The sequence below is a fragment of the Sagittula sp. genome (assembly GCF_052825245.1).
This window is the reverse complement of sequence record NZ_JBRBWD010000032.1, coordinates 435,108-457,181: the sequence shown is the minus strand read 5'-3', so window position 1 is coordinate 457,181 and position 22,074 is coordinate 435,108. Positions and strand designations below refer to the sequence as shown.

22 protein-coding genes and 1 pseudogene are annotated in these 22,074 nt (G+C 67.3%); 10 read left to right on the top strand and 13 right to left on the bottom strand.

The window, feature by feature from the left end; translation table 11 throughout:
- Nucleotides 1–47: 47 nt before the first annotated feature.
- Complete coding sequence (locus ACU0DV_RS13210; protein WP_446241586.1) at nt 48–659, top strand: LysM peptidoglycan-binding domain-containing protein; 612 nt, start codon at nt 48–50, stop codon at nt 657–659.
- Between the two features lie 76 nt (nt 660–735).
- On the opposite strand, the gene zapE is transcribed toward ACU0DV_RS13210, so the two are convergent.
- Nucleotides 736–1,800, bottom strand: coding sequence for a cell division protein ZapE (zapE, locus tag ACU0DV_RS13205; protein ID WP_370311415.1), 1,065 nt, complete (start codon nt 1,798–1,800; stop codon nt 736–738).
- Nucleotides 1,801–2,025: 225 nt separating this feature from the next.
- On the opposite strand from zapE, the gene ACU0DV_RS13200 reads away from it, so the two are divergent.
- Nucleotides 2,026–3,276 carry an MFS transporter gene (locus ACU0DV_RS13200; RefSeq protein WP_100928530.1) on the top strand — a complete coding sequence of 417 codons (1,251 nt, stop codon included), beginning with the start codon at nt 2,026–2,028 and terminating at the stop codon, nt 3,274–3,276.
- 16 nt (nt 3,277–3,292) lie between these two features.
- Here the strand turns inward: ACU0DV_RS13200 and ACU0DV_RS13195 are convergent, their stop codons facing one another.
- The 6 genes from ACU0DV_RS13195 to ACU0DV_RS13170 all read right to left on the bottom strand — a co-directional run bounded on the left by ACU0DV_RS13195 (nt 3,293) and on the right by ACU0DV_RS13170 (nt 7,112).
- Nucleotides 3,293–4,222: an alpha/beta fold hydrolase gene (locus ACU0DV_RS13195; RefSeq protein ID WP_446241585.1), complete on the bottom strand. Its 930-nt coding sequence runs from the start codon at nt 4,220–4,222 to the stop codon at nt 3,293–3,295.
- Nucleotides 4,219–4,839 (bottom strand): HAD family hydrolase, encoded by a 621-nt coding sequence (locus ACU0DV_RS13190; RefSeq protein ID WP_446241584.1) that lies wholly within the window; start codon nt 4,837–4,839, stop codon nt 4,219–4,221. The genes ACU0DV_RS13195 and ACU0DV_RS13190 overlap by 4 nt, the downstream gene beginning before the upstream one ends.
- Entirely contained in the window at nt 4,836–5,294 is a 459-nt protein-coding gene (locus ACU0DV_RS13185; RefSeq protein WP_283981554.1) for a YaiI/YqxD family protein, read from the bottom strand. Before ACU0DV_RS13185 ends, ACU0DV_RS13190 begins: the two co-directional genes overlap by 4 nt.
- Nucleotides 5,295–5,299: 5 nt before the next feature.
- Nucleotides 5,300–6,130, bottom strand: coding sequence for an S-formylglutathione hydrolase (gene fghA, locus ACU0DV_RS13180; RefSeq protein ID WP_446241686.1), 831 nt, complete (start codon nt 6,128–6,130; stop codon nt 5,300–5,302).
- 35 nt (nt 6,131–6,165) lie between these two features.
- Entirely contained in the window at nt 6,166–6,828 is a 663-nt protein-coding gene (locus ACU0DV_RS13175) for a TetR/AcrR family transcriptional regulator (RefSeq protein WP_446241583.1), read from the bottom strand.
- A 77-nt stretch (nt 6,829–6,905) separates the two neighbouring features.
- On the bottom strand, nt 6,906–7,112 hold the full coding sequence (locus ACU0DV_RS13170; protein ID WP_446241582.1) for a hypothetical protein: 207 nt from the start codon (nt 7,110–7,112) through the stop codon (nt 6,906–6,908).
- A 174-nt stretch (nt 7,113–7,286) separates the two neighbouring features.
- Between ACU0DV_RS13170 and mbfA the strand changes: the two genes are divergently transcribed.
- From mbfA to ACU0DV_RS13140, 6 genes are all read left to right on the top strand, one after another.
- On the top strand, nt 7,287–8,261 hold the full coding sequence (gene mbfA, locus ACU0DV_RS13165) for an iron exporter MbfA (protein WP_100928525.1): 975 nt from the start codon (nt 7,287–7,289) through the stop codon (nt 8,259–8,261).
- Nucleotides 8,262–8,363: 102 nt separating this feature from the next.
- On the top strand, nt 8,364–10,097 hold the full coding sequence (gene ilvD, locus ACU0DV_RS13160; protein ID WP_446241581.1) for a dihydroxy-acid dehydratase: 1,734 nt from the start codon (nt 8,364–8,366) through the stop codon (nt 10,095–10,097).
- Between the two features lie 5 nt (nt 10,098–10,102).
- Nucleotides 10,103–10,684, top strand: coding sequence for a dihydroxy-acid dehydratase (locus ACU0DV_RS13155; protein ID WP_446241580.1), 582 nt, complete (start codon nt 10,103–10,105; stop codon nt 10,682–10,684).
- Between the two features lie 163 nt (nt 10,685–10,847).
- On the top strand, nt 10,848–11,624 hold the full coding sequence (locus tag ACU0DV_RS13150) for a DUF6478 family protein (protein ID WP_100928522.1): 777 nt from the start codon (nt 10,848–10,850) through the stop codon (nt 11,622–11,624).
- 22 nt (nt 11,625–11,646) lie between these two features.
- Complete coding sequence (locus tag ACU0DV_RS13145) at nt 11,647–12,033, top strand: hypothetical protein (protein WP_100928521.1); 387 nt, start codon at nt 11,647–11,649, stop codon at nt 12,031–12,033.
- Nucleotides 12,034–12,437: 404 nt separating this feature from the next.
- A complete protein-coding gene (locus ACU0DV_RS13140) occupies nt 12,438–13,352 on the top strand; it encodes a DMT family transporter (protein WP_446241579.1) in 915 nt (304 codons plus the stop codon).
- Between the two features lie 58 nt (nt 13,353–13,410).
- Here ACU0DV_RS13140 and ACU0DV_RS13135 read toward each other — a convergent pair whose 3' ends face one another.
- The 6 genes and pseudogenes from ACU0DV_RS13135 to ACU0DV_RS13110 all read right to left on the bottom strand — a co-directional run bounded on the left by ACU0DV_RS13135 (nt 13,411) and on the right by ACU0DV_RS13110 (nt 19,425).
- Nucleotides 13,411–14,709: an NAD(P)/FAD-dependent oxidoreductase gene (locus ACU0DV_RS13135; RefSeq protein WP_446241578.1), complete on the bottom strand. Its 1,299-nt coding sequence runs from the start codon at nt 14,707–14,709 to the stop codon at nt 13,411–13,413.
- Nucleotides 14,706–15,524, bottom strand: coding sequence for an ABC transporter permease (locus ACU0DV_RS13130; RefSeq protein ID WP_283981549.1), 819 nt, complete (start codon nt 15,522–15,524; stop codon nt 14,706–14,708). The genes ACU0DV_RS13135 and ACU0DV_RS13130 overlap by 4 nt, the downstream gene beginning before the upstream one ends.
- 185 nt (nt 15,525–15,709) lie before the next feature.
- Nucleotides 15,710–16,810: an ABC transporter permease subunit gene (locus ACU0DV_RS13125; protein WP_446273551.1), complete on the bottom strand. Its 1,101-nt coding sequence runs from the start codon at nt 16,808–16,810 to the stop codon at nt 15,710–15,712.
- Entirely contained in the window at nt 16,807–17,415 is a 609-nt protein-coding gene (locus ACU0DV_RS13120; protein ID WP_446241685.1) for a TOBE domain-containing protein, read from the bottom strand. Before ACU0DV_RS13120 ends, ACU0DV_RS13125 begins: the two co-directional genes overlap by 4 nt.
- Before the next feature lie 66 nt (nt 17,416–17,481).
- Nucleotides 17,482–18,255, bottom strand: a pseudogene (locus ACU0DV_RS13115) (ABC transporter ATP-binding protein); the annotation flags it as partial.
- Nucleotides 18,256–18,327: 72 nt separating this feature from the next.
- Nucleotides 18,328–19,425 (bottom strand): polyamine ABC transporter substrate-binding protein, encoded by a 1,098-nt coding sequence (locus tag ACU0DV_RS13110; RefSeq protein WP_198521858.1) that lies wholly within the window; start codon nt 19,423–19,425, stop codon nt 18,328–18,330.
- A gap of 149 nt (nt 19,426–19,574) precedes the next feature.
- Here ACU0DV_RS13110 and ACU0DV_RS13105 point away from each other — a divergent pair, with 149 nt between their 5' ends.
- Both ACU0DV_RS13105 and ACU0DV_RS13100 read left to right on the top strand, forming a co-directional pair.
- Entirely contained in the window at nt 19,575–20,237 is a 663-nt protein-coding gene (locus ACU0DV_RS13105; RefSeq protein ID WP_283981545.1) for a GntR family transcriptional regulator, read from the top strand.
- Between the two features lie 314 nt (nt 20,238–20,551).
- Nucleotides 20,552–21,955, top strand: coding sequence for an aspartate aminotransferase family protein (locus tag ACU0DV_RS13100; RefSeq protein WP_446241577.1), 1,404 nt, complete (start codon nt 20,552–20,554; stop codon nt 21,953–21,955).
- Nucleotides 21,956–22,074: the final 119 nt, after the last annotated feature.

Sequence of the window (22,074 nt, the reverse complement as noted above, 5' to 3'; positions counted from 1 at the left end):
AACCGTCCCGGTATGCCTGCGATGGCCCGCCGGGCAGGATGGGCCGGATGATCCGCGCGATCCTGATGGCCGCTGGCTTCGTGATGAGCACTGTGGCGCTGGTCTGGGTGGTTGGCGGCGCCATGCCGGACGATACGGGGCGTTCCGATCAGGTCAGCCGCGCCACCCGCGATGCGATGGGCCTTCAACCCGCGATGGAGCCGCTAGCTGCCCCGCGTCCCTCCGAACCGATTGGCGAGACCGACACCTCCGCAGACCTGCGGCCCGTCGCGCGCCCGTCCGAAGTGGCGGCGCTGACGCCGGAACCGGCCGCGGTTTCACGGACCGGCCAGGCAGTCCCCGCAACCTCCGAACAGCGCGTCAACGATGCCATGCAGGCCATGGGCTACGGCATCCTCCGCGAGCTTCAGAAACCCGTATCTGCGGCGCCGCAGACCGAAACAATCAAGGCCGCGCGCATCGCGGCACCCGAACCGGCCACCCCGGTCGCCGCCGCAGCAAGGACCTACACGGTGCAGGCGGGCGACAGCCTGCCCGGCATCGCCTTCCGGCATTTCGGAACCACCGTCGCCTACCTCCAGATCCTGGTGGCAAACACGGACGTGCTGCGCACGCCGGGCGAACTGAGGCCCGGCATGGTGCTCACCATCCCGGACTGACCCCTTTCAAGGCAGAGAAGCAAAAACGAGCAGCCAGTACCAAGCAGGGCCCCGAGGGGCCCTGTTCCTTGTCGCGTCAGCCCTGTTCGCCGGCCCAGTCGGCGGCCTGCATCTCGCGCAGGCGGGAGGCGGTGCGCTCGAACTCGAAACTGCCCGCACCTTCGACGTAAAGGCTCTCCGGTTCGGCGGCGGCGGTGGCGATCAGCCGGACGCGGGCCTCGTAGAGCGCGTCGATCAGGGTCACGAAACGCTTCGCCTCGTTGAAGTTGTGACGAGAGAGGCGGGGAATGTCCTCCAGCACCAGCACGCGCACTGCGTCGGCCAGCGCGAGGTAGTCCGCCGGTCCCAGCGCGCGGCCGCACAGGTCGAAGAAACTCGCCCGTGCCATGGCATTGCGATAGCGCGGCAGTTCCACCTCGCGGCCCTTCACATGCAGCGTCAGCGTGTCCTCGATGCCGTGCGTCAGCTCTTCCCAGATCTCGTCGATCTTCTGGCGCGCCTCGGCGTTTGCCGGGGTAAAAAAGACCTGCGTCCCGGCTAGCCGGTCCTGCCGGTGGTCCGTCTTGGAGGCCAGCTCGCGCACCTCCAGCTTGTCCTTGATGAGCTCGATGAATGGCAGGAACAACTGCCGGTTCAGGCCGTCCTTGTAGAGGTCGTCGGGTATGCGGTTCGACGTGGTGACCACCACGGTGCCCGCGCTGAACAACTGTTCGAACAGCCGCCCCACGATCATCGCATCGGTGATGTCGGTGATCTGCATCTCGTCGAAGGCCAGAACCTTGGCCGAGTCGGCCACCGCCTTTGCGATCGGCTTGATCGGATCCTCGACCCCCTCCTTGCGGAGGCGGTGCATCTCCGAATGGATTTCCTGCATGAAGCTGTGGAAATGCGTGCGCCGGGCCGGGACGTTCAGCGTTTCGACAAACAGATCCATCAGCATCGACTTGCCGCGCCCGACGCCCCCCCAGAGGTAGAGGCCCTTCGGCGGTTCCGGCGCCTTGCGGAAAAGGCCGCGCTTCGGCGGATCGGCCAGTTCGGCGCGGATGCGTTCGAAGGCGGGAAGGGCGCCGCGCTGTGCCTCGTCGGGCTTCAGCCGGCCGTCCTGAACGCGCTTGGCATAGAGGTCGGGGACAGTTGTCATGCCTCGCCTTTAGCGCGGGCCGCGGCGGATGTGTAGAGGGGGACGGACCTCGGAACGCCGTGAAATGCCAGCTTGATTTCCCTCTGTGCCATGATCTGACCATGCCTTGTCGTTTGGTTTTCTGCACAGTTCATCACGCATTGTGATGGGCAATATCACGTAAGAGAAATTGACCTAATTCCGCATCTGCGGTTCTGATCGTGCAACGCTGCAGGAGTAACGATCATGGACAGACCGGCCCCCATTGTCACACCCGTGCTGATCGTCGGTTGCGTGATCATCATGGTCAGCTTCGCGATCCGGGCCAGTTTCGGCGTCTTCCAGATCCCCATCGCCGAGGAATTCGGCTGGGCACGGGCAGAGTTCTCGCTCGCCATCGCCATCCAGAACCTCGCATGGGGGATCGGCCAACCGCTGTTCGGCGCCGTGGCCGAGAAGATCGGCGACCGGAAGGCCATCATCATCGGCGCTGTGATCTATGCAGCCGGCCTCGTCATGTCGTCCTTCGCGGAGACGCCGTTTGCCATGCAGGCGTGGGAAGTGCTGGTGGGCTTCGGCGTGGCGGGCACCGGCTTCGGCGTGATCCTTGCCGTCGTGGGTCGCGCGTCCAGTGCCGAGAACCGCTCCATGTCGCTGGCTATCGCCACCGCGGCGGGCAGCGCCGGGCAGGTCTTCGGCGCACCGGTGGCAGAGGCTCTGCTGGGCGTGATGTCGTGGCAGATGGTCTTTATCGTCTTCGCCGTGGCGGTGCTTGCAGTGCTGCTGGCGCTGCCGATGATGCGCGCCCCGGCGGCGGCCTCCAAGGCCGAGCTGGAGGAGACAATGGGCGAGATCCTCGGCCGCGCCTTCCGCGATCCGTCCTTCACCATGATCTTCCTCGGCTTCTTTTCCTGCGGCTACCAGCTTGCCTTCGTCACCGCGCACTTTCCCGCCCTCGTGACCGAGCTCTGCTCGCCGATCATGGCGGGGGGCATCCTGTCGGGCATGGGGATAACCACCACGTCGGCGCTCGGGGCGGTCTCCATCTCGCTGATCGGGCTGTTCAACATCGCGGGTACGCTGACGGCGGGCTGGCTGGGCAACCGTTTCCAGCGCAAGTACCTGCTGGCCTTCATCTACCTCGCCCGCACCGTTGCGGCGGCGGCATTCATCATGCTGCCGATCACGCCGGTGTCGGTGCTCGTGTTCTCGGCCGTGATGGGCGCGCTGTGGCTGGCGACGGTGCCGCTGACCTCCGGCCTGATCGCGCACCTCTACGGGCTGCGCTACATGGGCACGCTCTATGGCATCGTGTTCTTCAGCCACCAGTTGGGCGGGTTCCTCGGCGTGTGGCTGGGCGGGCGGATGTACGACGTCTTCGGCGACTACACCATGGTCTGGTGGATCGGCGTCGGGGTCGGCGCGTTCAGCGCGCTGGTGCACCTGCCGGTGAAGGAAAACCGCACGACTCCGCCTGCGGGCGCCTTGGCCGCCTGACCCGGCTGCGCTGCGGTCAGACCATCGGCCCTTCCCACGTGTCGCGGATTGCCTCGGCCACCTGTTCGGTATGCGACCACGGCAGCCCGTGGCCGGCGCCTTCGATCACCGCGTGGCGGGCGTCGCGGTTCCATTCGGTCAGCCGACCCATGGCGCGCAGCGGGATCACCGTGTCGTCGCGCCCCCAGATCGCCGCGACGGGCACCCTTGCCTTGTGCAGCGCGCGGTGCGCCTCCTCCGTATCGCGCCGCAACGTGCCGCGCAGGGAGGAGAGGACAGACCGCAGAAACCCGCGCCGCCGCAGCTCTGCCACCTGAAGCCCGGCGATGTCGTCGACGCTGCTGTCGGCATGGGCCGCAGCCCGTGCGGTGCGGGCAAACTGGGTCGGGTAGGCCATGTGGAACAGCCAGTCGCCGGCCAGCGGCCATTCCGTGCAAAAGCGTGCGACGGGTCCGACCTGATGGCCCATACCGGCGGGGGCCAGCAGGATCAGGCGGCGCAGGCGGTCCGGGTTTGCAGCTCCCCAATGCGCGGCAATGGCGCCTCCCATGGAGTAGCCTGCCAGCGTCAGGTCGTCGGTCAGGCCCTCGTGCGCCAGCAGATCCTCCAGTTGCCTCGTGAAAAAGCTAGGTGTCTGCGGACTCCTCGGCGCGTCGGAATAGCCGCGTCCGTAAAGATCGTAGACCAGCACGCGAAAACCCATGGCGACGAGGTGCCGCGCCAGCCCGAGCCAGACGTAGGACGGCGTGGTCAGCCCGTGCACGCAGACCATGACCGCGCCGCGTTCGGGACCGAGCCAGTCGTAATGCGTGTGTCCCTGCGACAGCTCCGCGAAACGGCCCGGGGCCTGCTGGCGGAAACGTGCGTTGCGCGGTGTGCGGCGCAGTTCACGCGCAGCGGGCAGCCCGGCGAGGGCCAGTGCGGCGAGTGTCGCCGCCGTGCTCACCGCGCCTCGTCCGGTGTCAGCAGACCGTGGGACACCAGCGCATCGGCCCAGCCCTGCGGCCCGTCGAACAGGTGAGTCTGCCAGCCGCGCGCCGCCGCGGCCTCGATGTTCTCGGCCCGGTCGTCGGTGAACAGCAGGTTTCCGGGAACGATGCCGGAGTGCGCCTCGACCATCTCGTAGATGCGTGCGTCGGGCTTTGTCACACCCATGTGGCCGGAGACGTAGGCATGGCTGAAGCTGTTGAGGAAACCGTAGACCGGCGTCGCGATGGCCCAGGTTCCGATGCCGAAGTTCGTAAGCGCGAAGGTCGTCACGCCCTTTGCGTTCAGCGCCTCCAGCAAGCGGACGGAGTGGGGGATCGCCGGTTTCGCCATCTCCAGCCAGTCGTCGTGCCAGAGCCGGATCTCATCGTGCCAGCGCGGGTACTTCTCTGCCCAGCCATAGATCGTTTCACGGAAGTCGGCGCCTCGGTCGACAAGGTCGTTCATCCCGTGCAGGTCAACCTCTGCGAACATCGCCGCGCGCCGGTCGGCGCCGATCTTCGGATCGTAGTAACGCTCCGGCTGCCATTCGATCAGCACGTTGCCGACGTCGAAGATCACGGCTTCGATGGTCATCCCTTCTCCTTCGCGGCCATGCGCAGCGCCCGGTCCAGCGCATCGAGGAAACGGCTCCGGTCGGCCTTCGTGAACGACTTGCCGCCGCCCTGCCGGAAGGGATCGGCAGCGCGCAGGTCAGCGGCGAGGTCGCGCATCGCAAGTTGCGCGCCGATGTTGGCGCCGGTCAGCGCAGAGCCGTCGGGCCGCAGCACCTGCGCCCCGGCCTCCACGCATTTCGCGGCAAGCGGGATGTCGTTCGTCACCACCACGTCGCCGCGCCCGGCCTGATCGGCGATCCACTTGTCGGCCTCGTCCGCGCCGGAGGACACCACGACGATGTCCACCAGCGGGTTGCGCGACGGGCGGATGCCGCCGTTCGATACCAGCTTCATGGGCACCTTGTGGCGGGTGGTCACGCGCTCGGCCTCTTCCTTCACCGGGCAGGCGTCGGCGTCGATGTAAAGTGTGGTCACGGAGATCAGCCCAGCATTGCCTCTGCGTGGAAGGCCACGTGGTCCTCCATGAAGGTCGAGACGAAGAAATAGCTGTGGTCATAGCCGTTCTGCATCCGGAAGACCCCGTCCTGCCGCTTGGCGGTCATCGCCTCCGCCAGCGCCTCGGGCTTCAGGAGATCGAGGAACTGGTCCTTCGATCCCTGATCGATCAGCACCGGCCCGTCGAAACCCTTTTCGCGCATCAGGAGGGAGCTGTCGTGCTTTTCCCACGCCGCCTTGTCGTCGCCAAGGTAGGCGCCCAGCTGCTTGGTGCCCCAGTCGGACTGCGTCGGGTTGGCGATCGGCGAAAACGCCGAGACGGAGGCGAAGCGCCCCGGCAGCGACATGGCCAGCGTCAGCGCGCCGTGCCCGCCCATCGAGTGCCCGGTGATCGCCTGCCGCTCCAGATCAATGGCGAAGTTGGCACCGATCAGCGCGGGCAGCTCCTCGGCCACGTAATCCCACATGCGGAAATGCGGCGCCCAGGGAGACTCCGTGGCGTTCACGTAGAAACCGGCGCCCTGGCCGAGGTCATAGGCCTCGTCGTTGGCAACGCCCTCGCCGCGCGGCGACGTGTCGGGAAAGACCAGCGCGATGCCATGTTCTGCGGCCCAGGCCTGCGCCCCGGCCTTGGTCATGGCGTTTTCGTGTGTGCAGGTCAGGCCGGACAGGTACCACAGCACCGGGACCGGGACATGCGTCGCTTCCTCCGGCAGGAAGAGGCCAAAGGTCATTTCGCACGAGGTGGCCTCGGAGGCGTGGCTGTAGACACCCTGGACGCCGCCGAAGCAGCGGTTTTCGGATACGGTTTTCATGGCCTGTGTCATGGCGGCGGCTCCTTTCGAAGGGGTCACTTTGCGCCGTAACGTGCCATGAAGGTGGCGACAGCGCCATCCACAATCCGGTCGCGTTCGGATTGGGTGAACTCCGTCTGGAGACCGAACACCGCCTTGGGCCAGAGATCGGCCTTGCACAGCTCGGCGAACTGGTCGGCGGCGAGCGACACGTCGTCGGTGACGATCTCGCCGCGCGTGCGGGCGACGTCCAGATAGCCGGACAGAGCGCGCTTGGCGATCATCGGGCCGGACTGGTAGAACTGGCGCCCGAGTTCCGGGAAACGGTCGGCTTCGGCGACGCAGATCCGGAAGATCCGCTGGCCGAGTTCCGACAGCATGAAGGTCAGGATGCGGTGACCTGCGTCGCGCAGAACGTGTTCCGGCGTGTGGGTCATCTCGATGGAAAGAAGCGCCTCGTCCGCCTGCCTGCAGCACTGGGCAGAGGTCACCTCGAGGAACAGGAGGCGCTTGTCCGGGAAGTAGCTGTAGAGCGTCGCCTTGGATACACCGGCCTCGCGGGCGATGTCGTCGACCGAGGCACCTTCGAACCCGTCGCGCATGAAGACCTCCTGCGCGCCGGCGAGCACCTGATCGTACTTGCGGCCCTTCCGGATGTCCTGTGCGCGATCCCGGGCTGTATCGTCAGCCCGGGCCTCTGCGGTGTGTCCCGCGGTCATGTCGCCCCTCCTGTCGTAGAACGCATGTATAGACCGCGCGGTTCAGTTCGGGCAAGCCGCCGCAATGCAAGAGCGGTTTACCGGCAGGTCGTGGGCTGGTTCAGCGTGCAGACCTCACCTTGGACAGGGCGCTGGTCCTGATCCTGCCCCTGGGTCGAGGTTGCGGGCTTCGGGCCGTTGTCCGGGAAGGTCAGGTTCGGCAGGTAGGAAGGCCCGACATCCGCTAACGCGGGCGCGGCAAGGACGGAGGCGGCAAGGAGCGCGGCAGTGGCAAGACGTGTCATGAAGAATCTCCCGATCACTTTCTGAACTAAACTGTTCGGTTCAGAAATGGCGCATCGGATAGAAAACGTCAAGGGTGGGTAGAAGCGATGCGGCGAATTGGCCCTGTCACGAATTCCGGCTTGCGGCGGGCGGGCCGATGACTACTTTAGAACCGATCTAAAGAAGGGTGTGACATGCGGTTTTCGATGCAGCGTCGGCGTTTCGGCGATCTTTCAGAGCAGGAAGTGCTGGCACTGGCGATCTCGTCCGAAGAGGACGACGCCCGGATCTACCGGAGCTACGCGGAACGGCTGCGGGCGGAGTATCCCGACACCGCCGCGATCTTCGACGGCATGGCCGAGGAAGAGGATCATCACCGCGCCTCCCTGATCGAACTGCACCGGCAGCGGTTCGGCGAGGTCATCCCTCTGATCCGCCGCGAGCACGTCGCCGGCTTCTACGCGCGCAAACCCGTCTGGCTGGTTGAAAACCTCTCGCTCGAACGCATCCGCACCGAGGCGGAGGCGATGGAACGCGACGCCGAACGCTTCTACACCGCCGCCGCGCAACGGACCACGGACGCTGGCACCCGCAAGCTGCTGGGCTACCTCGCCGCCGCCGAAGCAGGCCACCAGAAGGCTGCCGAGGGGCTGGAGGCCGAACACCTCGACGCCGACTCCCGCCAGTCCGAGGACGACATGGCCAAGCGCCAGTTCCTCCTGACATGGGTGCAGCCGGGCCTTGCGGGGCTGATGGATGGCTCGGTCTCGACCCTGGCGCCGATCTTCGCCACCGCCTTTGCGACGCAGGACACCTGGACGACCTTCCTTGTCGGTCTGGCGGCCTCTGTCGGCGCGGGCATTTCCATGGGTTTCACGGAAGCGGCGTCGGACGACGGGCAACTTTCGGGGCGCGGTTCGCCGGTCAAGCGCGGCATCGCGGCCGGTGTGATGACGGCGCTCGGCGGGCTGGGACATGCGCTGCCCTATCTGATCCCGCATTTCTGGACCGCCACCATCGTCGCGACAATCGTTGTCTTCGTCGAGCTTTGGGCCATCGCGTGGATCCAGAACAGGTTCATGGAAACGCCGTTCTGGCGCGCGGCCTTCCAGGTGGTTCTGGGCGGGGCGCTGGTGTTCGGTGCTGGCGCCCTGATCGGCGCGGGCTAGCGCGCACCTCCCGCCCTTTCACATTTGGTATACCATGACTCGCTTGCCCCGTTGGGGGACTGAGGCTATGCCGGATGGGACAATTACCGGGAGGAAATAGCCGTGCTCAAGCGTCCGTTTGACAAGACCAAACTGCCCAGCCGTCACGTCACCGAAGGCCCGGCCCGTGCGCCGCATCGCTCCTTCATGTACGCCATGGGGCTCAGCGAGGAAGAGATCCACCAGCCGCTGATCGGCGTGGCGACCTGCTGGAACGAGGCCGCGCCCTGCAACATCTCGCTGAGCCGGCAGGCGCAGGCGGTGAAGCTGGGCGTCAAGGAAGCCTCCGGCACGCCGCGCGAATTCACCACCATCACCGTGACCGACGGCATCGCCATGGGACACGAGGGCATGCGCGCCTCGCTCGCCTCCCGCGAAGCCATCGCCGACACGGTCGAGCTGACCATGCGCGGACACTGCTACGATGCGCTCGTGGGGCTGGCGGGTTGCGACAAGTCCCTGCCGGGGATGATGATGGCCATGGTGCGGCTCAACGTGCCGTCGGTGTTCATCTACGGCGGGTCGATCATGCCGGGCAAATACCAGGGCCGCGACATCACCGTGCAGGACGTGTTCGAGGCCGTGGGCAGGCACCAGGCAGGCGCCAACTCCGACGAGGAACTGCGCGCTATCGAGAAGGCGGCCTGCCCCTCTGCCGGGGCCTGTGGCGGCCAGTTCACCGCCAACACCATGGCCTGCGTGTCCGAGGCAATCGGCCTTGCGCTGATGAATTCCTCCGGCGCACCCGCGCCCTACGAAAGCCGCGACCAGTACGGCACCGCGTCCGGCATCGCCGTGATGAACCTGCTGGAACGCAACATCCGCGCCCGCGACATCGTCACCATGAAGTCGCTGGAAAACGCCGCGCGTGTCGTCGCCTGCACCGGTGGCTCGACCAACGCAGGCCTGCATCTGCCCGCCATCGCGCATGAGGCGGGGCTGGAGTTCTTCCTCGACGACGTGTGCGAGATCTTCCGGGACACGCCCTACTTCGTCGACCTCAAGCCGGGCGGCAACTACGTGGCCAAGGACCTCTACGAGGTCGGCGGCGTGCCTGTCGTGATGAAGGAATTGCGCAAGGCGGGCCTGATCCACGAGGACTGCATGACCGCAACGGGTCGGTCCATGGGCGAAGAACTCGACCTGATCGAGCGCGAGGCCGACGGCAAGGTGATCTATCCCATCGAAACGCCGATCACCAAGACCGGCGGCGTCGTAGGTCTGAAGGGCAACCTCGCCCCGCAGGGCGCCATCGTGAAGGTCGCGGGCATCGCGGCGGAGGATCAAGTGTTCACCGGCCCCGCGCGGGTCTTCGAATGCGAGGAGGACTGCTTCGAGGCGGTCAAGATGCGCGCCTACAAGGAAGGCGAGGTGCTGGTCATCCGCAACGAGGGCCCCGCTGGCGGCCCCGGCATGCGCGAGATGCTGGCCACCACCGCCGCGCTGTCCGGGCAGGGCATGGGCAAGAAGGTCGCGCTGATCACCGACGGGCGCTTCTCCGGCGCGACGCGCGGGTTCTGCGTGGGTCACGTCGGTCCCGAGGCGGCGCACGGCGGGCCGATCGCGCTGGTGGAGACGGGCGATGTCATCACCATCAACGCCCTGACCGGCAAGCTGTCGGTGGACCTGACGGACGAGCAACTGGCCGCCCGCAAGAAAGCCTGGGCCGGGCCGCGGGGCACGATCTATGCGTCCGGGTCGCTCTGGAAATACGCGCAACTGGTCGGTGAGACCTACAAGGGCGCGGTCACCCATCCGGGCGGCAAGGCCGAGAAACACGTCTACGCCGATCTCTGACGCCGATGCGCGGAACGATCTTCATGGTCCTCGCGGCGGCGCTGTGGCTTGCCGCCTGCGACATGCCCGCCACCGATCTGGCGGGCGCGTCAACGGGCAGCAAGCCCCCGCTCGAAAAGGTGTCCCTTGCCGGGGGCGCCGTCGTCGTGGACGGGCCGGAGGGCTACTGCATCGACCCGGAAACCTCACGCTCGCGGAACGGGCAGGGGGTCGCCGTGATCGCGTCGTGCTACATCCTGTCGGGCGGCAAGGCGGGCTACAACGTGCCGCCGGTGATCGTGACGGTGACTGTCGGCCCGAAGGACCCGGGGGGCGCGGTGCCCGATCCGGCTGCGCTGGCGAAGGCTGCGGGGGCGCCCCTGCTGGGGGCCTACGAGGATGACGGGCTGACCCTGGCCCACCTCGGCAGCGGCGGCGACAAGATGCTGAGCGAGGGCGATCAGCGCTACTGGCGGGGGGCCTTCCTGCAGGGCGGTCACATGGTCGGTCTGGCGCTTTACGCGCCGGAGGGCGATGCGATGGCGGGTCGTGACGGGGCGCGGATGCTGGGGCAGGTGCGTGACTTCATTGTACGCGCAAGTCCGTGAAGGAAGGGTGAAGCCGCCGCGCGGGCGGATTCAAGGAAAAGCGTAACGATATCGTGGTTTTTCGCGTTTATTCGAACCGTGGTGTAAGCCATAATGGTTTCCGAACCCGAAACGATCTGTCGTATTCGGGAGGCGCAAAAGACATTTGGGGACACGGCACGGCATGACGACAGGGCAGCGGCAGGGATGGCTGGACAAAATGGTCTTTGCCGCGGGCCTGAGACGCTGGTCGCAGGCCGCGCGCTCCGCCTCCGGCATGGACCTCGCCGCCCTCCGGGAAAGCCGCAACCGCGCCCGGCGCCTGCGCACGCACCTCGACCGTCTGATCCACGTCGCGGAGGAACGGCTGGCCCTGCCGATGATCGGCAACCAGGCCTTTCCGCGCCCCGTGGATGCCGACTGGGCCTGGCGGCCGGAGCTGTGGTGCGGCCCGCTGCCGCGGCCCGGCATGTCCTCGGTCGAGTCGCAAAGCATGCTGGGTCGGGAGGCGACGCTGTTCCACGACTGCGCGCGCTCCGAACTGACCCTGCGCCAGATCCGCAACACGCGGGAGGCCGACCTTGCCGCCTACGGACTGCGGCTGGACGTCTTCCGTTTCGACGGGTCCTACCTGTCGCTGGCCATCGACCTGCCGCAGGAGGCGTCGCAGGGCCTGAAGCGCAGCCACCTGATCCGGATCGATACCATCGTCGAGATGGAGAAACCCCTTGAAATCTTTGCAAGACTGAACATCAAGCACGGCCCGAACACGGAACAGATCGTCCGTGAGCTGCCGCTGAACGAGGAAGAGATCAACGTCGAGTTCGACCTCGCCTACACCAAGCTGAACGAGAAGCGGGTGGAGAAGATGTGGCTCGACCTGATCTTCGAAGGGCCGGAGATGAACCAGGTGATCCTCCGCGACCTGACGTTCAGCCGCCGCAAGCGGGCGGCGCTGTGAGCCGCCGGAAGGAGTCCCGAGCATGAGCGCATTCACCCTGACGAAGACGCGGTTCCGGGAAGGGCTCTGGGAAGGGGTGCTGAGCACCGAAGGCACCGCCGCGCCGGACGTCGAAGTGACGCTGAACGACCAGCCGGTGACCGGCGTGATGGTGACCGAAGTGGCCGGCAAGGCACGGGAGGCGGGGGCGCAGTGGCTGCTCCAGGTGCCGGTCCCGGCAGAGGCGATCGGCGACGGGGTGCAGACCTTCCTGATCACCGACGCGGCGACCAACGGCGTCTTGCAGAGCTTTTCGCTGATCTCGGGCGAGGCGCTGGGCGATGACATCCGGGCGGAGGTCGACCTGCTGCGCGCCGAGCTCGACATGCTGAAGAAGGCCTTCCGCCGGCATTGCCTGGAGACGACCTGACCCGTTGACTGTTTCCGGTATGGAGACATTGGCGCGCGCGTGAGCCTTGGTCCCGAGGTGTGAACGCGCGGTGACAATCGGGTTTCGTGCACGGTGCGCACGGAAGGGTAACAGGGCGTGCGCCGTGCAGATGTGGTGGCGCGGAAGTGGCTGTCCACAACACCGCAGGACAATCTTCACACAGCTTGCACCGCCGTTACCGGTGAACCGGCCGGTTGAGGGGGGCGAAACGGCCGGTTGGTAACCTTTTCGCCCCGACGGCGCTGCGCGCCTGTTGCGTGGCCCTCTGCCGCGTTAACCCATTGCGATTTTTTCCATGCCGAAGGCATGTAAAACGGGGCAGGCAGATTGACCTTCCGACTGGCGGGGTTCACGGTAGCGGCAACGCGAAAGGACCTTCTCACATGTCACCGATGCGCGGCATTGCGCTGAAGCTGGCCTCCGTCTTCCTGTTCACGATCATGGCCTCGCTCATCAAGGCCAGCTCGACCGAGGTGCCCGCGGGGCAGGCGGTGTTCTTCCGCTCGTTCTTTGCCATGCCGGTGATCGTTATGTGGCTCACCCTGCGCGGCGACCTGCGCACCGGGTTCAAGGCCACGCGCCCCCTGATGCACGTCTGGCGCGGGCTGGTGGGTGTGACCGCCATGGGCTGCAACTTTGCCGCGCTGGGGCTTCTGCCGCTGCCGGAGGTCACGGTGCTGGGCTATGCCGCGCCGATGCTGACGGTACTTCTGGCTGCGCTGATGCTGGGCGAACGCCTGAGGCTGTTCCGGATGTCGGCGGTTCTGCTGGGGCTTGGCGGGGTGACCATCGCGCTGTGGCCGCGGCTGTCGCCGGACGCCTGGAGCGAGGCGGCCATGCTGGGCCTGATCTTCATCGGCGTGTCCACGGTGATGCGGGCGCTGGCGCAGATCCAGATCCGCCGCATGGTGTCGAGCGAGGAAACCTCCGCCATCGTGTTCTACTTCTCCCTGACGGCGACGCTGTTTTCGCTGGCGACCGTGCCGTTCGGCTGGACATGGCCGGGCTGGGCGGTGTTCTGGATGCTGGTGGCCGCCGGGCTGATCGGCGGCGTGGCGCAGATCTTCCTGACCTCGTCCTACAAGTTCGCGGGGGCGGCAGTGCTGGCGCCGTTCGAATACGCCTCGATCCTGTTCGCGATCCTCTTCGGCTACGCGTTCTTCGACGAGGTGCCGACAGCCAGCGTGCTGATCGGCGCGGCCATCGTCGTGCTGGCCGGCGTGCTCATCATCTGGCGCGAACGGCAGCTGGGCCTGAAGCGCGGGCAGGCGCGGGCGAACATGACGCCGCAGGGGTAAAATCTTCGGTCGAAGATTTTACCGGCGGGCAGATTTTCCTTCGAAAAATCTGGGGGGGTCAGAGGTCGAAGGCTTCCGCGATCCGGTAGGCGGGGCGCAGAAGGGCGCGCCTGTGGCGGCCCAGCGGGAAACGGGCCGGCGGTTTAGCCAGGAAGTCGGGCAGGCCGGTCGGCGTGCCGAGCAGGGCCTTTGCCAGCGCGTGGCCCGCGTAGCTGCCCATGGCGACGCCGTTGCCGTGGAACCCCAGCGCCGCGTCGAGGCCCGGGTGGTCCGGCACGGCGCCGATGAAGGGGTGGCCGCTGGCCATCAGGCAGACCAGCCCGGACCATTCGTGCGTGATCTCCACGTCCGCCCAGACCGGGAAGGCTGCGGCGAAGTCCTTGCGGATCCGTTTCGCGATGGCCGCCTGTTCGGCGGGCCGCGCGGTCAGCCCGCCGCGCATCCCGAACAGCATCCGCCCGTCCGGCAGGCGGCGGAAGTAATGCAGCAGGCGGCGGGAGTCATAGGCCATCTGCGCGGTGGTCCAGCCAGCGTTTTCCGCTTCGGCATCGGTGAGCGGCCGGGTCAGCAGGATGGAGCTTTGCACCGGCAGGGTGCGGGCGCGGAGCCAAGGGGGCAGGTCCTCGGACGAGTAGCCGTTGGTGGCGAGGATGACGCGGTCGGCGGTGACGGTCTGCCCGTTGACGGTCAGGCGCCAGGTTCCGTTGCGGCTGAGCGCGGTGACGGGGCTGTCGGCGTGGAGGGAAGCGCCCGCGTCGGCGGCGGCCCGGGTGAGGCCCGCGTGGTATCTGGCGGGGTTGAGGGCGAAGCCCGTCGCGCGGGTCAGGGCGCCGTGCCAGGGACCGGCCATGCCTTGGGCCGCGAGGTCGTGTCGCTCGGTGAGGCGGGCGGTCGGGTCGGCCTCTGCCTCCTGCCGCAGGGCCTTCATGGCGCGGGCGGTGTGGGCCAGTTCGGTTTCGCCGTCGGAATGGGTGTCGGCGTCGATGCCGTGGGTGTCGAGGAGGTCGCGGACATGGGCCACCGCGGCGACCTGCGTGTCGTGCCAGAGGGCGGCCTGGGCGGCGCCGTGGCGGCGGGCGAGGGTTGTCCCGCTCGCCAGTGCGCCGCCGATGCAGCAGAAGCCGCCGTTGCGGGTGGAGGCGCCCCAGCCGGGGGGCTCGGCCTCGAACAGCGCGGTGCGGGTTCCGGCCTGTGCCAGGGTCAGCGCGGCGTTCAGCCCGGTGAAGCCGCCGCCGATGATGGCAACATCCGTCTTCAAGGGCGCGTCGAGGCGCGGCCACGCCGGGGGCGTGACCGTGCCGGTCCAGAAGCTGCCGGGATCGCGCGCGTAGGCGGCCGGTTCGTAGAGCCGGATCACGCGGTGGTTTCGGCAGCGCGTTCCTCGCGCGCGCGCTGGACGGCGCCCCGTTTGGTCACCAGCGAGGCGGTGATCACGCCGATGGTGACGAAGACGATCAGCAGGGTCGAGAGCGCGTTGATCTGCGGGCTGACGCCGAGCCGGACGGCCGAGAAGATCTTGATCGGCAGGGTCGTGGCGCCGGGGCCGGTGGTGAAGCTGGCGATCACGAGGTCGTCGAGCGACAGGGTGAAGGCGAGCAGCCAGCCGGAGATCACCGCGGGCGCGATGATCGGCAGCGTCACGAGGCGGAAGGCCTCGAACGGGGTGGCGCCGAGGTCGAGCGCGGCCTCTTCCAGCGCGGTGTCGAAGGTGGCGAGGCGCGACGAGACCACGACCGAGACGTAGCACATGGCGAAGGTGGTGTGCGCCAGCACCACGGTCAGCACGCCGCGGTCCAGCCCGATGCCGATGAACAGCAGAAGCAGTGAGAGGCCGGTGATGACTTCGGGCATGACGAGCGGCGCGTAGATCATGCCGGAGAAGAGCGTCCGCCCCCGGAACCGACCGGCGCGGATCAGCACGTGGGCGGCCATGGTTCCCAGCACCGTGGCGATGGTCGAGGAGAAGAAGGCGACCCGCAGCGTGACCCAGGCCGCGTCGAGGAATTCCTGGTCGCGGAAGAGTTCCGCGTACCATTGCGTCGAGAAGCCGGCCCAGACGGTGACGAGGCGGCTGGCGTTGAACGAGTAGATGACCAGCACGACCATCGGCAGGTAGAGGAAGGCGAAGCCCAGCGTCAGGGCGGTGGCGTTGAACCAGGAGAAGCGTTTCATGCGGCGGCTCCCGAGGGGTTGTGCCTTGCGTGGCGCGCCGGTGCCGGCGGTTTGATGCGGTGGCGGGCGGGGAGGGGGGCGCTGCCCCCCGCCTTCGGCTCCCCCCGAGGTATTTCGGCCAAGATGAAGGCGCGCGGGCCTGTGCCGGGCCGGAGGGGGGCGGGGGAACGGCGGGGGGGGGCGGGTCATTTCTCGGCCTGCCTTGCGCGTTCCTCGGAGCGCTGGAAGAGGATGAACGGGACGATCAGGATCAGCAGCCGGATGACCGCCACCGCGGAGGCGACGGGCCAGTCGCGGTTGTTGAAGAACTCTTCCCACAGCACCTTGCCGATCATCAGCGTGCCGGAGCCGCCGAGCAGAGAGGGGATGACGAATTCGCCGATCGTCGGGATGAAGACGAGGAAGCAGCCGGCCACGATGCCGCCGCGCGAGAGCGGGAAGGTGACGAGCCAGAAGGCTTCGAGCCGCGAGCAGCCGAGGTCCTCGGCGGCTTCGAGCAGGCTTTCGTCCATCTTCTCGAGCGCGGCGTAGATCGGCAGGATCATGAACGGCAGGTAGGTGTAGACGATGCCGATGTAGACCGCGATCTTGGTATTGAGGATCTGCAGCGGCGTGGAGATGAGGCCGGTCCAGAGCAGGAGCTGGTTCAGCAGCCCCTCGTTCCCGAGGATGCCCATCAGCGAGTAGACGCGGATCAGGAAGGACGTCCAGAACGGCAGGATGACCAGCATCAGCAGCGTCGCCTGCCATTCCTTGGGCGCGCGCGCCATGCCGTAGGCCATCGGGTAGCCCACCAGCAGGGTTGCGAAGGTGGCGATCACCGCGATCTGGAGCGAGCTGAGGTAGGCCTTCCAGTAGAGGTCGTCGCTGGTCAGGAAGACGAAGTTCTCGAAGTCGAGTTCCGACAGGAAGTCGGTGATCGCCGTCCAGCCGCCGGAGAGGTCCAGTTGCGGCATGTAGGGCGGGCGGGCCAGCGCCACGTCCGAGAGCGAGATCTTCAGGACGATCAGGAAGGGCACGAGGAACAGGGCCAGCAGCCAGAAGTAGGGCAGGCCGATCACCCCGTTGCCGAGGAAGGCGCGGCGCTGGTCTGCGTCGCTCTTGTTCAGGAGCGCGAGGAAGCCGCCCAGCGTGGCGACGAGCCCCGCGACATGCACGGGCAGGGCGGGATCGTCGAGGCCGGGGCCTGCCAGCAGGAGCGCCGTGCGCACCGCGAAGTAGAGCGCGGCGACGAGCAGCGCGATCATGAGCGCGGCGTTGCGCCGGTTGGCGGCCTCGTCGATCACGCGTCATCCTCCAGCACGACACCCGCCGTCGTGGTGAAGGAGAGGTAGACCTCGTCCTCCCAGGTGATGTCGCGGTTGGCGACGCGGCGGGTGTTGGTGGCCTGCGCCTTGACCATCAGGCCGCCGGCAAGCTCGACGTGGTAGGTGGAGATGTTGCCGAGGTAGGCGATGTCGATCACCTTGCCCTTCAGCACGTTCACGGCGTCGGGCGGTGTCTTGGAGATCGCGATCTTTTCCGGGCGGAGCGAGAGGACGACCTTCTGGCCGGCCTTTTCCTCGGGGCCGTTGACGGCGATCAGCCTGGGCTGGCCTTCGGCCCAGGCGATGGCGAGGCCGCCGGGGGGCACGTCCGCCACGGCGGGGGCCGGAGCGGTCTGCGCCACGGGGGCGGAGGCGGTCACGGGGTCCGCGGTGGTGCCGGTCTGCGGCGCGGCGTCGGGCAGCGGCAGGGCCTTCTGCGGTTCCTCCAGCCACTTGCCGACGATGGGCGCCAGCACCTTGTCGTGCAGCTTCTGGCCCAGTTCGTTGGGCTGCGGGCGGCGGGCGTGTTCCTCTGCCGCCTCCTGCAGGGCGGCCTCGGCCTCCGGCGTGTCGGGCTCCGGCATGGGGAGCTTCGATTCGGGCTGGGTCGCGGGCCCGGGCGTGGCGGGGGGCGGGGCCGGGCGCGCCTCGGCTATACCGCGGAACAGGTTCACGTCGCCGATGAAGTCGGCCACGTAGACCGAGACGGGCGCCTCGTAGATGCGGTCGGGCGTGTCGACCTGGATGATCTTGCCGTGGTCCATGACCGCCACGCGGGAGGCGACGGTCATCGCCTCTTCCTGGTCGTGGGTCACGATGATGAAGGTGGTCCCGGTCTTCTCCTGGATGTCCATCAGCTCGAACTGGGTTTCCTCGCGCAGCTTGCGGTCGAGCGCGCCGAGCGGTTCGTCGAGGAGCAGGAGTTTCGGCGCCCGGGCGAGCGAGCGGGCGAGGGCCACGCGCTGGCGCTGGCCGCCGGAAATCTGGTGGGGCTTGCGCTGGGCGAACTTCTCGAGGTGCGTGAGGCGGAGCATCTCGCTCACGCGGCTCTCGATCTCGGCCTTGGGTTTCTTTGCGCGCTTCAGGCCGAAGGCGATGTTTTCCCAGACGGAGAGATGCGGGAACAGCGCGTAGCTCTGGAACATCATGTTCACCGAGCGCTTGTTGGCGGGGATCTTCGCGATGTCCTGACCGTCGAGCAGGATCTGGCCCTCGGTCGGCTGTTCGAAGCCCGCGAGCATCCGCATCAGGGTGGTCTTGCCGCAGCCCGAGGGGCCGAGCAGCGCGAAGAATTCCCGCGCGTAGATGTCCTGCGTCAGATCGTCGATGGCGGTGAAATCGCCGAAGCGCTTGGTGACGTTCCGGAACCGGATAAGCGGTTTTTCCTCGGGGTTCTCCCAAGGGGCAAAGACGGTCTGGGCCATGTGGTTCTTTCCGCAGGTGAGGTGACCCGCGCCGGGGTCGTCGGGCGCGGGCCGGTCGTTGGGATCAGCGTGTCAGGTGCCCGACTTGATCGAGGTCCACAGGCGCGTGACCACGCGCTGCACCTTCGGATCGTAGGGAGTCGTGGTGTAGGTGTTGTCCAGCGTCTCCTCGTCCGGGTAGATCGCGGTGTCGCCGATCACGTCCTCGTTCAGGAATTCCTGCGAGGCCTTGTTGCCGTTGGCGTAGTAGACGTAGTTCGACGCCGCGGCCATGTTCTCGGGGTCCATGATGAAGTTCAGGAACTTCATCGCGCCCTCCGGGTTCGGGGCGTCGACCGGGATCGCCATCTGGTCGAACCACATCTGCGCGCCTTCCTTCGGGATGATGTAGGCCACCTCGACGCCGTTGTCGGCCTCTGCGGCGCGGTCGCGGGCCTGAAGCACGTCGCCGGACCAGCCGACGGCCACGCAGATCTCGCCGTTGGCGAGCGCGTTGATGTACTCGGACGAGTGGAACTTCTGGATGTAGGGGCGGATCGGGGCGTAGACCTCTTCGGCCTTGGCGATCACGTCCGGGTCATGGCTATCCGGGTCCTCGCCGATGTAGTTCAGCGCGGCGGGCAGCATCTCGGCCGGGGCGTCGAGGAAATGGACGCCGCATTCGGCGAGCTTTTCCATGTTCTCCGGCTTGAACACAAGGTCCCAGCTGTCGAGCGGGGCGTCCTCGCCCAGCAGTTCCTTGACCTTGGGGACGTTCACGCCGATGCCGGTGGTGCCCCACATGTAGTTGATGGCGTATTCGTTGCCGGGGTCGTACTTCGCCGTGCGCTCCTCGATGGTGTCCCACATGTTGTCGAGGTTGGGCAGCTGCTCCTTGTCGAGCTTCTGGAAGGCGCCGGCCGCGATCTGGCGCTGCAGGAAGGTGCCGGTGGGCACCACCACGTCATAGCCGGAGTTGCCGGCGAGCATCTTCGTTTCCAGAAGTTCGTTGGAGTCGAAGACGTCGTAGATCAGGTCGATGCCGGTTTCCTGCTCGAACTTCTCGAGCAGGCTTTCGTCGATGTAGTCCGACCAGTTGTAGACTCGCACCTCTTCGGCGGCAGCCATGGTGGCCAGCAGCGCCGCGGAGGCGGTCAGGCTCGCCAGGGTCGTCATAGGGGTCTTGGTCATCTCTTTCTCCCGTTGGTCGGGGGGTCTTCGGCGCCCCCGTGCCAGGATTTTGATCATAAGTTGCGCTGAGAGGCAACTTGCGCGATGTTTCCATGGCCTGATGACGGGTGCAAGCGGCTCTGGCCGCCGGATGCGTAATGGGGAGGCACGTGGTGACGAAAGCGGCAGATATACGCGACGGTGCGGGCCTTCCGGCACATGAACAGGTCTACCGCGCCCTGCGCGAGATGGTGCTGTTCGGCGCGCTGGCCCCGGGCGAGCCGGTGACCATCCAGGGGCTGGTGGACCGCATGGGCGCGGGCATGACACCGGTGCGGGAGGCCCTGCGGCGCCTGACGGCGGAGGGCGCGCTGGCCGCGCTGGGTAACCGGCGGATCATGGTGCCGGTGCTGGACGCGGCGGCGGTGGCCGACCTGACCGAGGCGCGGCTGACCGTCGAGACGCGGCTGGCGGAGCGCGCGGCGGAACGCATCGGCGCGGAGGCGGTGACGGCGCTGGCCGCGATCGACGCCCGGCTGGACCAGGCCATCGCGCGCGGCGACGTGGAGGCCTACCTGCGGGAGAACTTCGCCTTCCACGCGGCCCTGAACGCCGAGGCCCGCGCGCCGATCCTGACGTCGATGACCGAGGGGCTATGGCTGCGATTCGGCCCGTCGCTGCGGGTGGTCTGCGGCCAGACCGGCACGCGCAACCTGCCCGACCGCCACAAGGACCTGCTGAAGGCGCTCTTGGCGCGGGATGCCGCGGCGGCCTCTGCCGCGATGGCGGGCGACGTGCGGCAGGGCATGGAGCTGATCGCGCAGAGCCTTTGATACCGGGGCTCCGGGCCGGGGCGGGGCGTACCTCTTCCTGCGGAAGTCGGCCCGCCCGCCCCGGCCATCCCTTTTCGGGTGAGGAGCGGTGGGGTCGGCGCGTGTGGCGGTGTGGAGTCAGGTATTTTTGCCAAGATGAAGGGGCAGGGTTTTCCTGTCCGTGCGTGTCGGGGAGCCGGGGGCGTTTGTGTGGTCCCGGCGTCCGGCCTTCGGGATGGCCGGGTCTTTGGTCGGGATCGGTCGTTCCGGGGCGAGTCGATTGACTTCGCAAAATTTGATCATATTCTGGCGCCAACTCTGACCGGAGGCGTTTCATGACCATCCTGACCATCAATTCCCCCACCGCCGAGCTGCAGGCCCTGGACGCGGCACACCACATCCACCCCTTCACCCATGCAGGCGGGCTGAAGGACAAGGGCGCGCGGATCATCACCCGGGCCGAGGGCTGCTGGCTGCAGGACAGCGAGGGCAACCGCATCCTCGACGCCATGGCGGGGCTTTGGTGCGTGAACGTGGGTTACGGGCGCGAGGAGCTGGCCGAGGTCGCCGCCCGGCAGATGCGCGACCTGCCGTTCTACAACACCTTCTTCCAGACCAGCCACGTGCCGGCGATCAACCTGGCCGCGCGGCTGGCGGAGCTGGCGCCGGGCGATCTGAACCACGTGTTCTTCGCCAACTCCGGGTCGGAGGCAAACGACACCAACCTGCGCATGGTGCGGACCTACTGGGCCGAGAAGGGCCAGCCGCAGCGCGACCAGATCATCGCGCGGTGGAACGGCTACCACGGGTCGTCAGTGGGGTCGGGCAGCCTTGGCGGGATGAAGGGCATCCACGCGCAGGGCGGCCTGCCGATCCCCGGCATCCACCACATCGACCAGCCGTACTGGTATCTCGAGGGCGGGGACATGACGCCGGAGGAGTTCGGGCTGGCGCGGGCGCGTCTGCTGGAGGAGAAGATCCTCGAGATCGGGCAGGACAAGGTCGCGGCCTTCATCGCCGAGCCGATCCAGGGTGCGGGCGGGGTGATCGTGCCGCCGTCGACCTACTGGCCGGAGATCCAGCGCATCGTCGACAAGTACGGCATCCTGCTGATCGCCGACGAGGTGATCTGCGGCTTCGGCCGGACCGGCGAGTGGTTCGGGTCGCAGACCATGGACATCCGTCCCGACATCATGACCGTCGCGAAGGGGCTGTCCTCGGGCTACCAGCCGATCGGCGCTTCCATCGTGTCGGACGCGGTCGAGGCGGTGATCGGCGACGTGGAGTTCAACCACGGCTACACCTATTCCGGGCACCCGGTGGCCTGTGCGGTGGCGCTGGAGAACCTGCGCCTGCTGGACGAGGAAGGCATCGTGACGCGGGCGCGCGACCACGTGGCGCCCTACCTCAAGGAGCGGTTCGAATCGCTGACCGAACATCCGCTGGTGGGCGAGGCGACGATTGTCGGGCTGATGGGGTCCATCGCGCTGACGCCGGACAAGGCATCGCGGGCGGAGTTCGCGGGTGAGGCGGGGCAGGCCGGCTACATCTGCCGGGAGCGGTGCTTTGCCAACAACCTGATCATGCGGCACGTGAACGACCGCATGATCATCTCTCCGCCGCTGGTGATTTCCCACGAGGAGATCGACACGCTGATCGAGCGGGCGTGGAAGAGCCTCGACGAGGCGCATGAGGCGCTGCAGGCGCAGGGCCTGATGGTGGCGATGCCCACGGCCTGAAGTATTGAGCGCGGCGTGTGGGACACGCCGCGCCTTTTGCGTTTGTCGCGGGGATCGCCACGGGGCCCGGCAGGGTGTCCCGGGACAGGCCGGGGATCAGGTATTTATCGCCAAGATGA

Bases quoted from the DNA above. Each gene is read 5' to 3' on its own strand.
- ACU0DV_RS13210 (WP_446241586.1), top strand. From the start codon at position 48: ATGATCCGCGCGATCCTGATGGCCGCTGGCTTCGTGATGAGCACTGTG.
- zapE (WP_370311415.1), bottom strand. From the start codon at position 1,800: ATGACAACTGTCCCCGACCTCTATGCCAAGCGCGTTCAGGACGGCCGG.
- ACU0DV_RS13200 (WP_100928530.1), top strand. From the start codon at position 2,026: ATGGACAGACCGGCCCCCATTGTCACACCCGTGCTGATCGTCGGTTGC.
- ACU0DV_RS13190 (WP_446241584.1), bottom strand. From the start codon at position 4,839: ATGACCATCGAAGCCGTGATCTTCGACGTCGGCAACGTGCTGATCGAA.
- fghA (WP_446241686.1), bottom strand. From the start codon at position 6,130: ATGAAAACCGTATCCGAAAACCGCTGCTTCGGCGGCGTCCAGGGTGTC.
- ACU0DV_RS13175 (WP_446241583.1), bottom strand. From the start codon at position 6,828: ATGACCGCGGGACACACCGCAGAGGCCCGGGCTGACGATACAGCCCGG.
- ACU0DV_RS13170 (WP_446241582.1), bottom strand. From the start codon at position 7,112: ATGACACGTCTTGCCACTGCCGCGCTCCTTGCCGCCTCCGTCCTTGCC.
- mbfA (WP_100928525.1), top strand. From the start codon at position 7,287: ATGCGGTTTTCGATGCAGCGTCGGCGTTTCGGCGATCTTTCAGAGCAG.
- ACU0DV_RS13155 (WP_446241580.1), top strand. From the start codon at position 10,103: ATGCGCGGAACGATCTTCATGGTCCTCGCGGCGGCGCTGTGGCTTGCC.
- ACU0DV_RS13150 (WP_100928522.1), top strand. From the start codon at position 10,848: ATGACGACAGGGCAGCGGCAGGGATGGCTGGACAAAATGGTCTTTGCC.
- ACU0DV_RS13145 (WP_100928521.1), top strand. From the start codon at position 11,647: ATGAGCGCATTCACCCTGACGAAGACGCGGTTCCGGGAAGGGCTCTGG.
- ACU0DV_RS13140 (WP_446241579.1), top strand. From the start codon at position 12,438: ATGTCACCGATGCGCGGCATTGCGCTGAAGCTGGCCTCCGTCTTCCTG.
- ACU0DV_RS13130 (WP_283981549.1), bottom strand. From the start codon at position 15,524: ATGAAACGCTTCTCCTGGTTCAACGCCACCGCCCTGACGCTGGGCTTC.
- ACU0DV_RS13120 (WP_446241685.1), bottom strand. From the start codon at position 17,415: ATGCCGGAGCCCGACACGCCGGAGGCCGAGGCCGCCCTGCAGGAGGCG.
- ACU0DV_RS13110 (WP_198521858.1), bottom strand. From the start codon at position 19,425: ATGACCAAGACCCCTATGACGACCCTGGCGAGCCTGACCGCCTCCGCG.
- ACU0DV_RS13100 (WP_446241577.1), top strand. From the start codon at position 20,552: ATGACCATCCTGACCATCAATTCCCCCACCGCCGAGCTGCAGGCCCTG.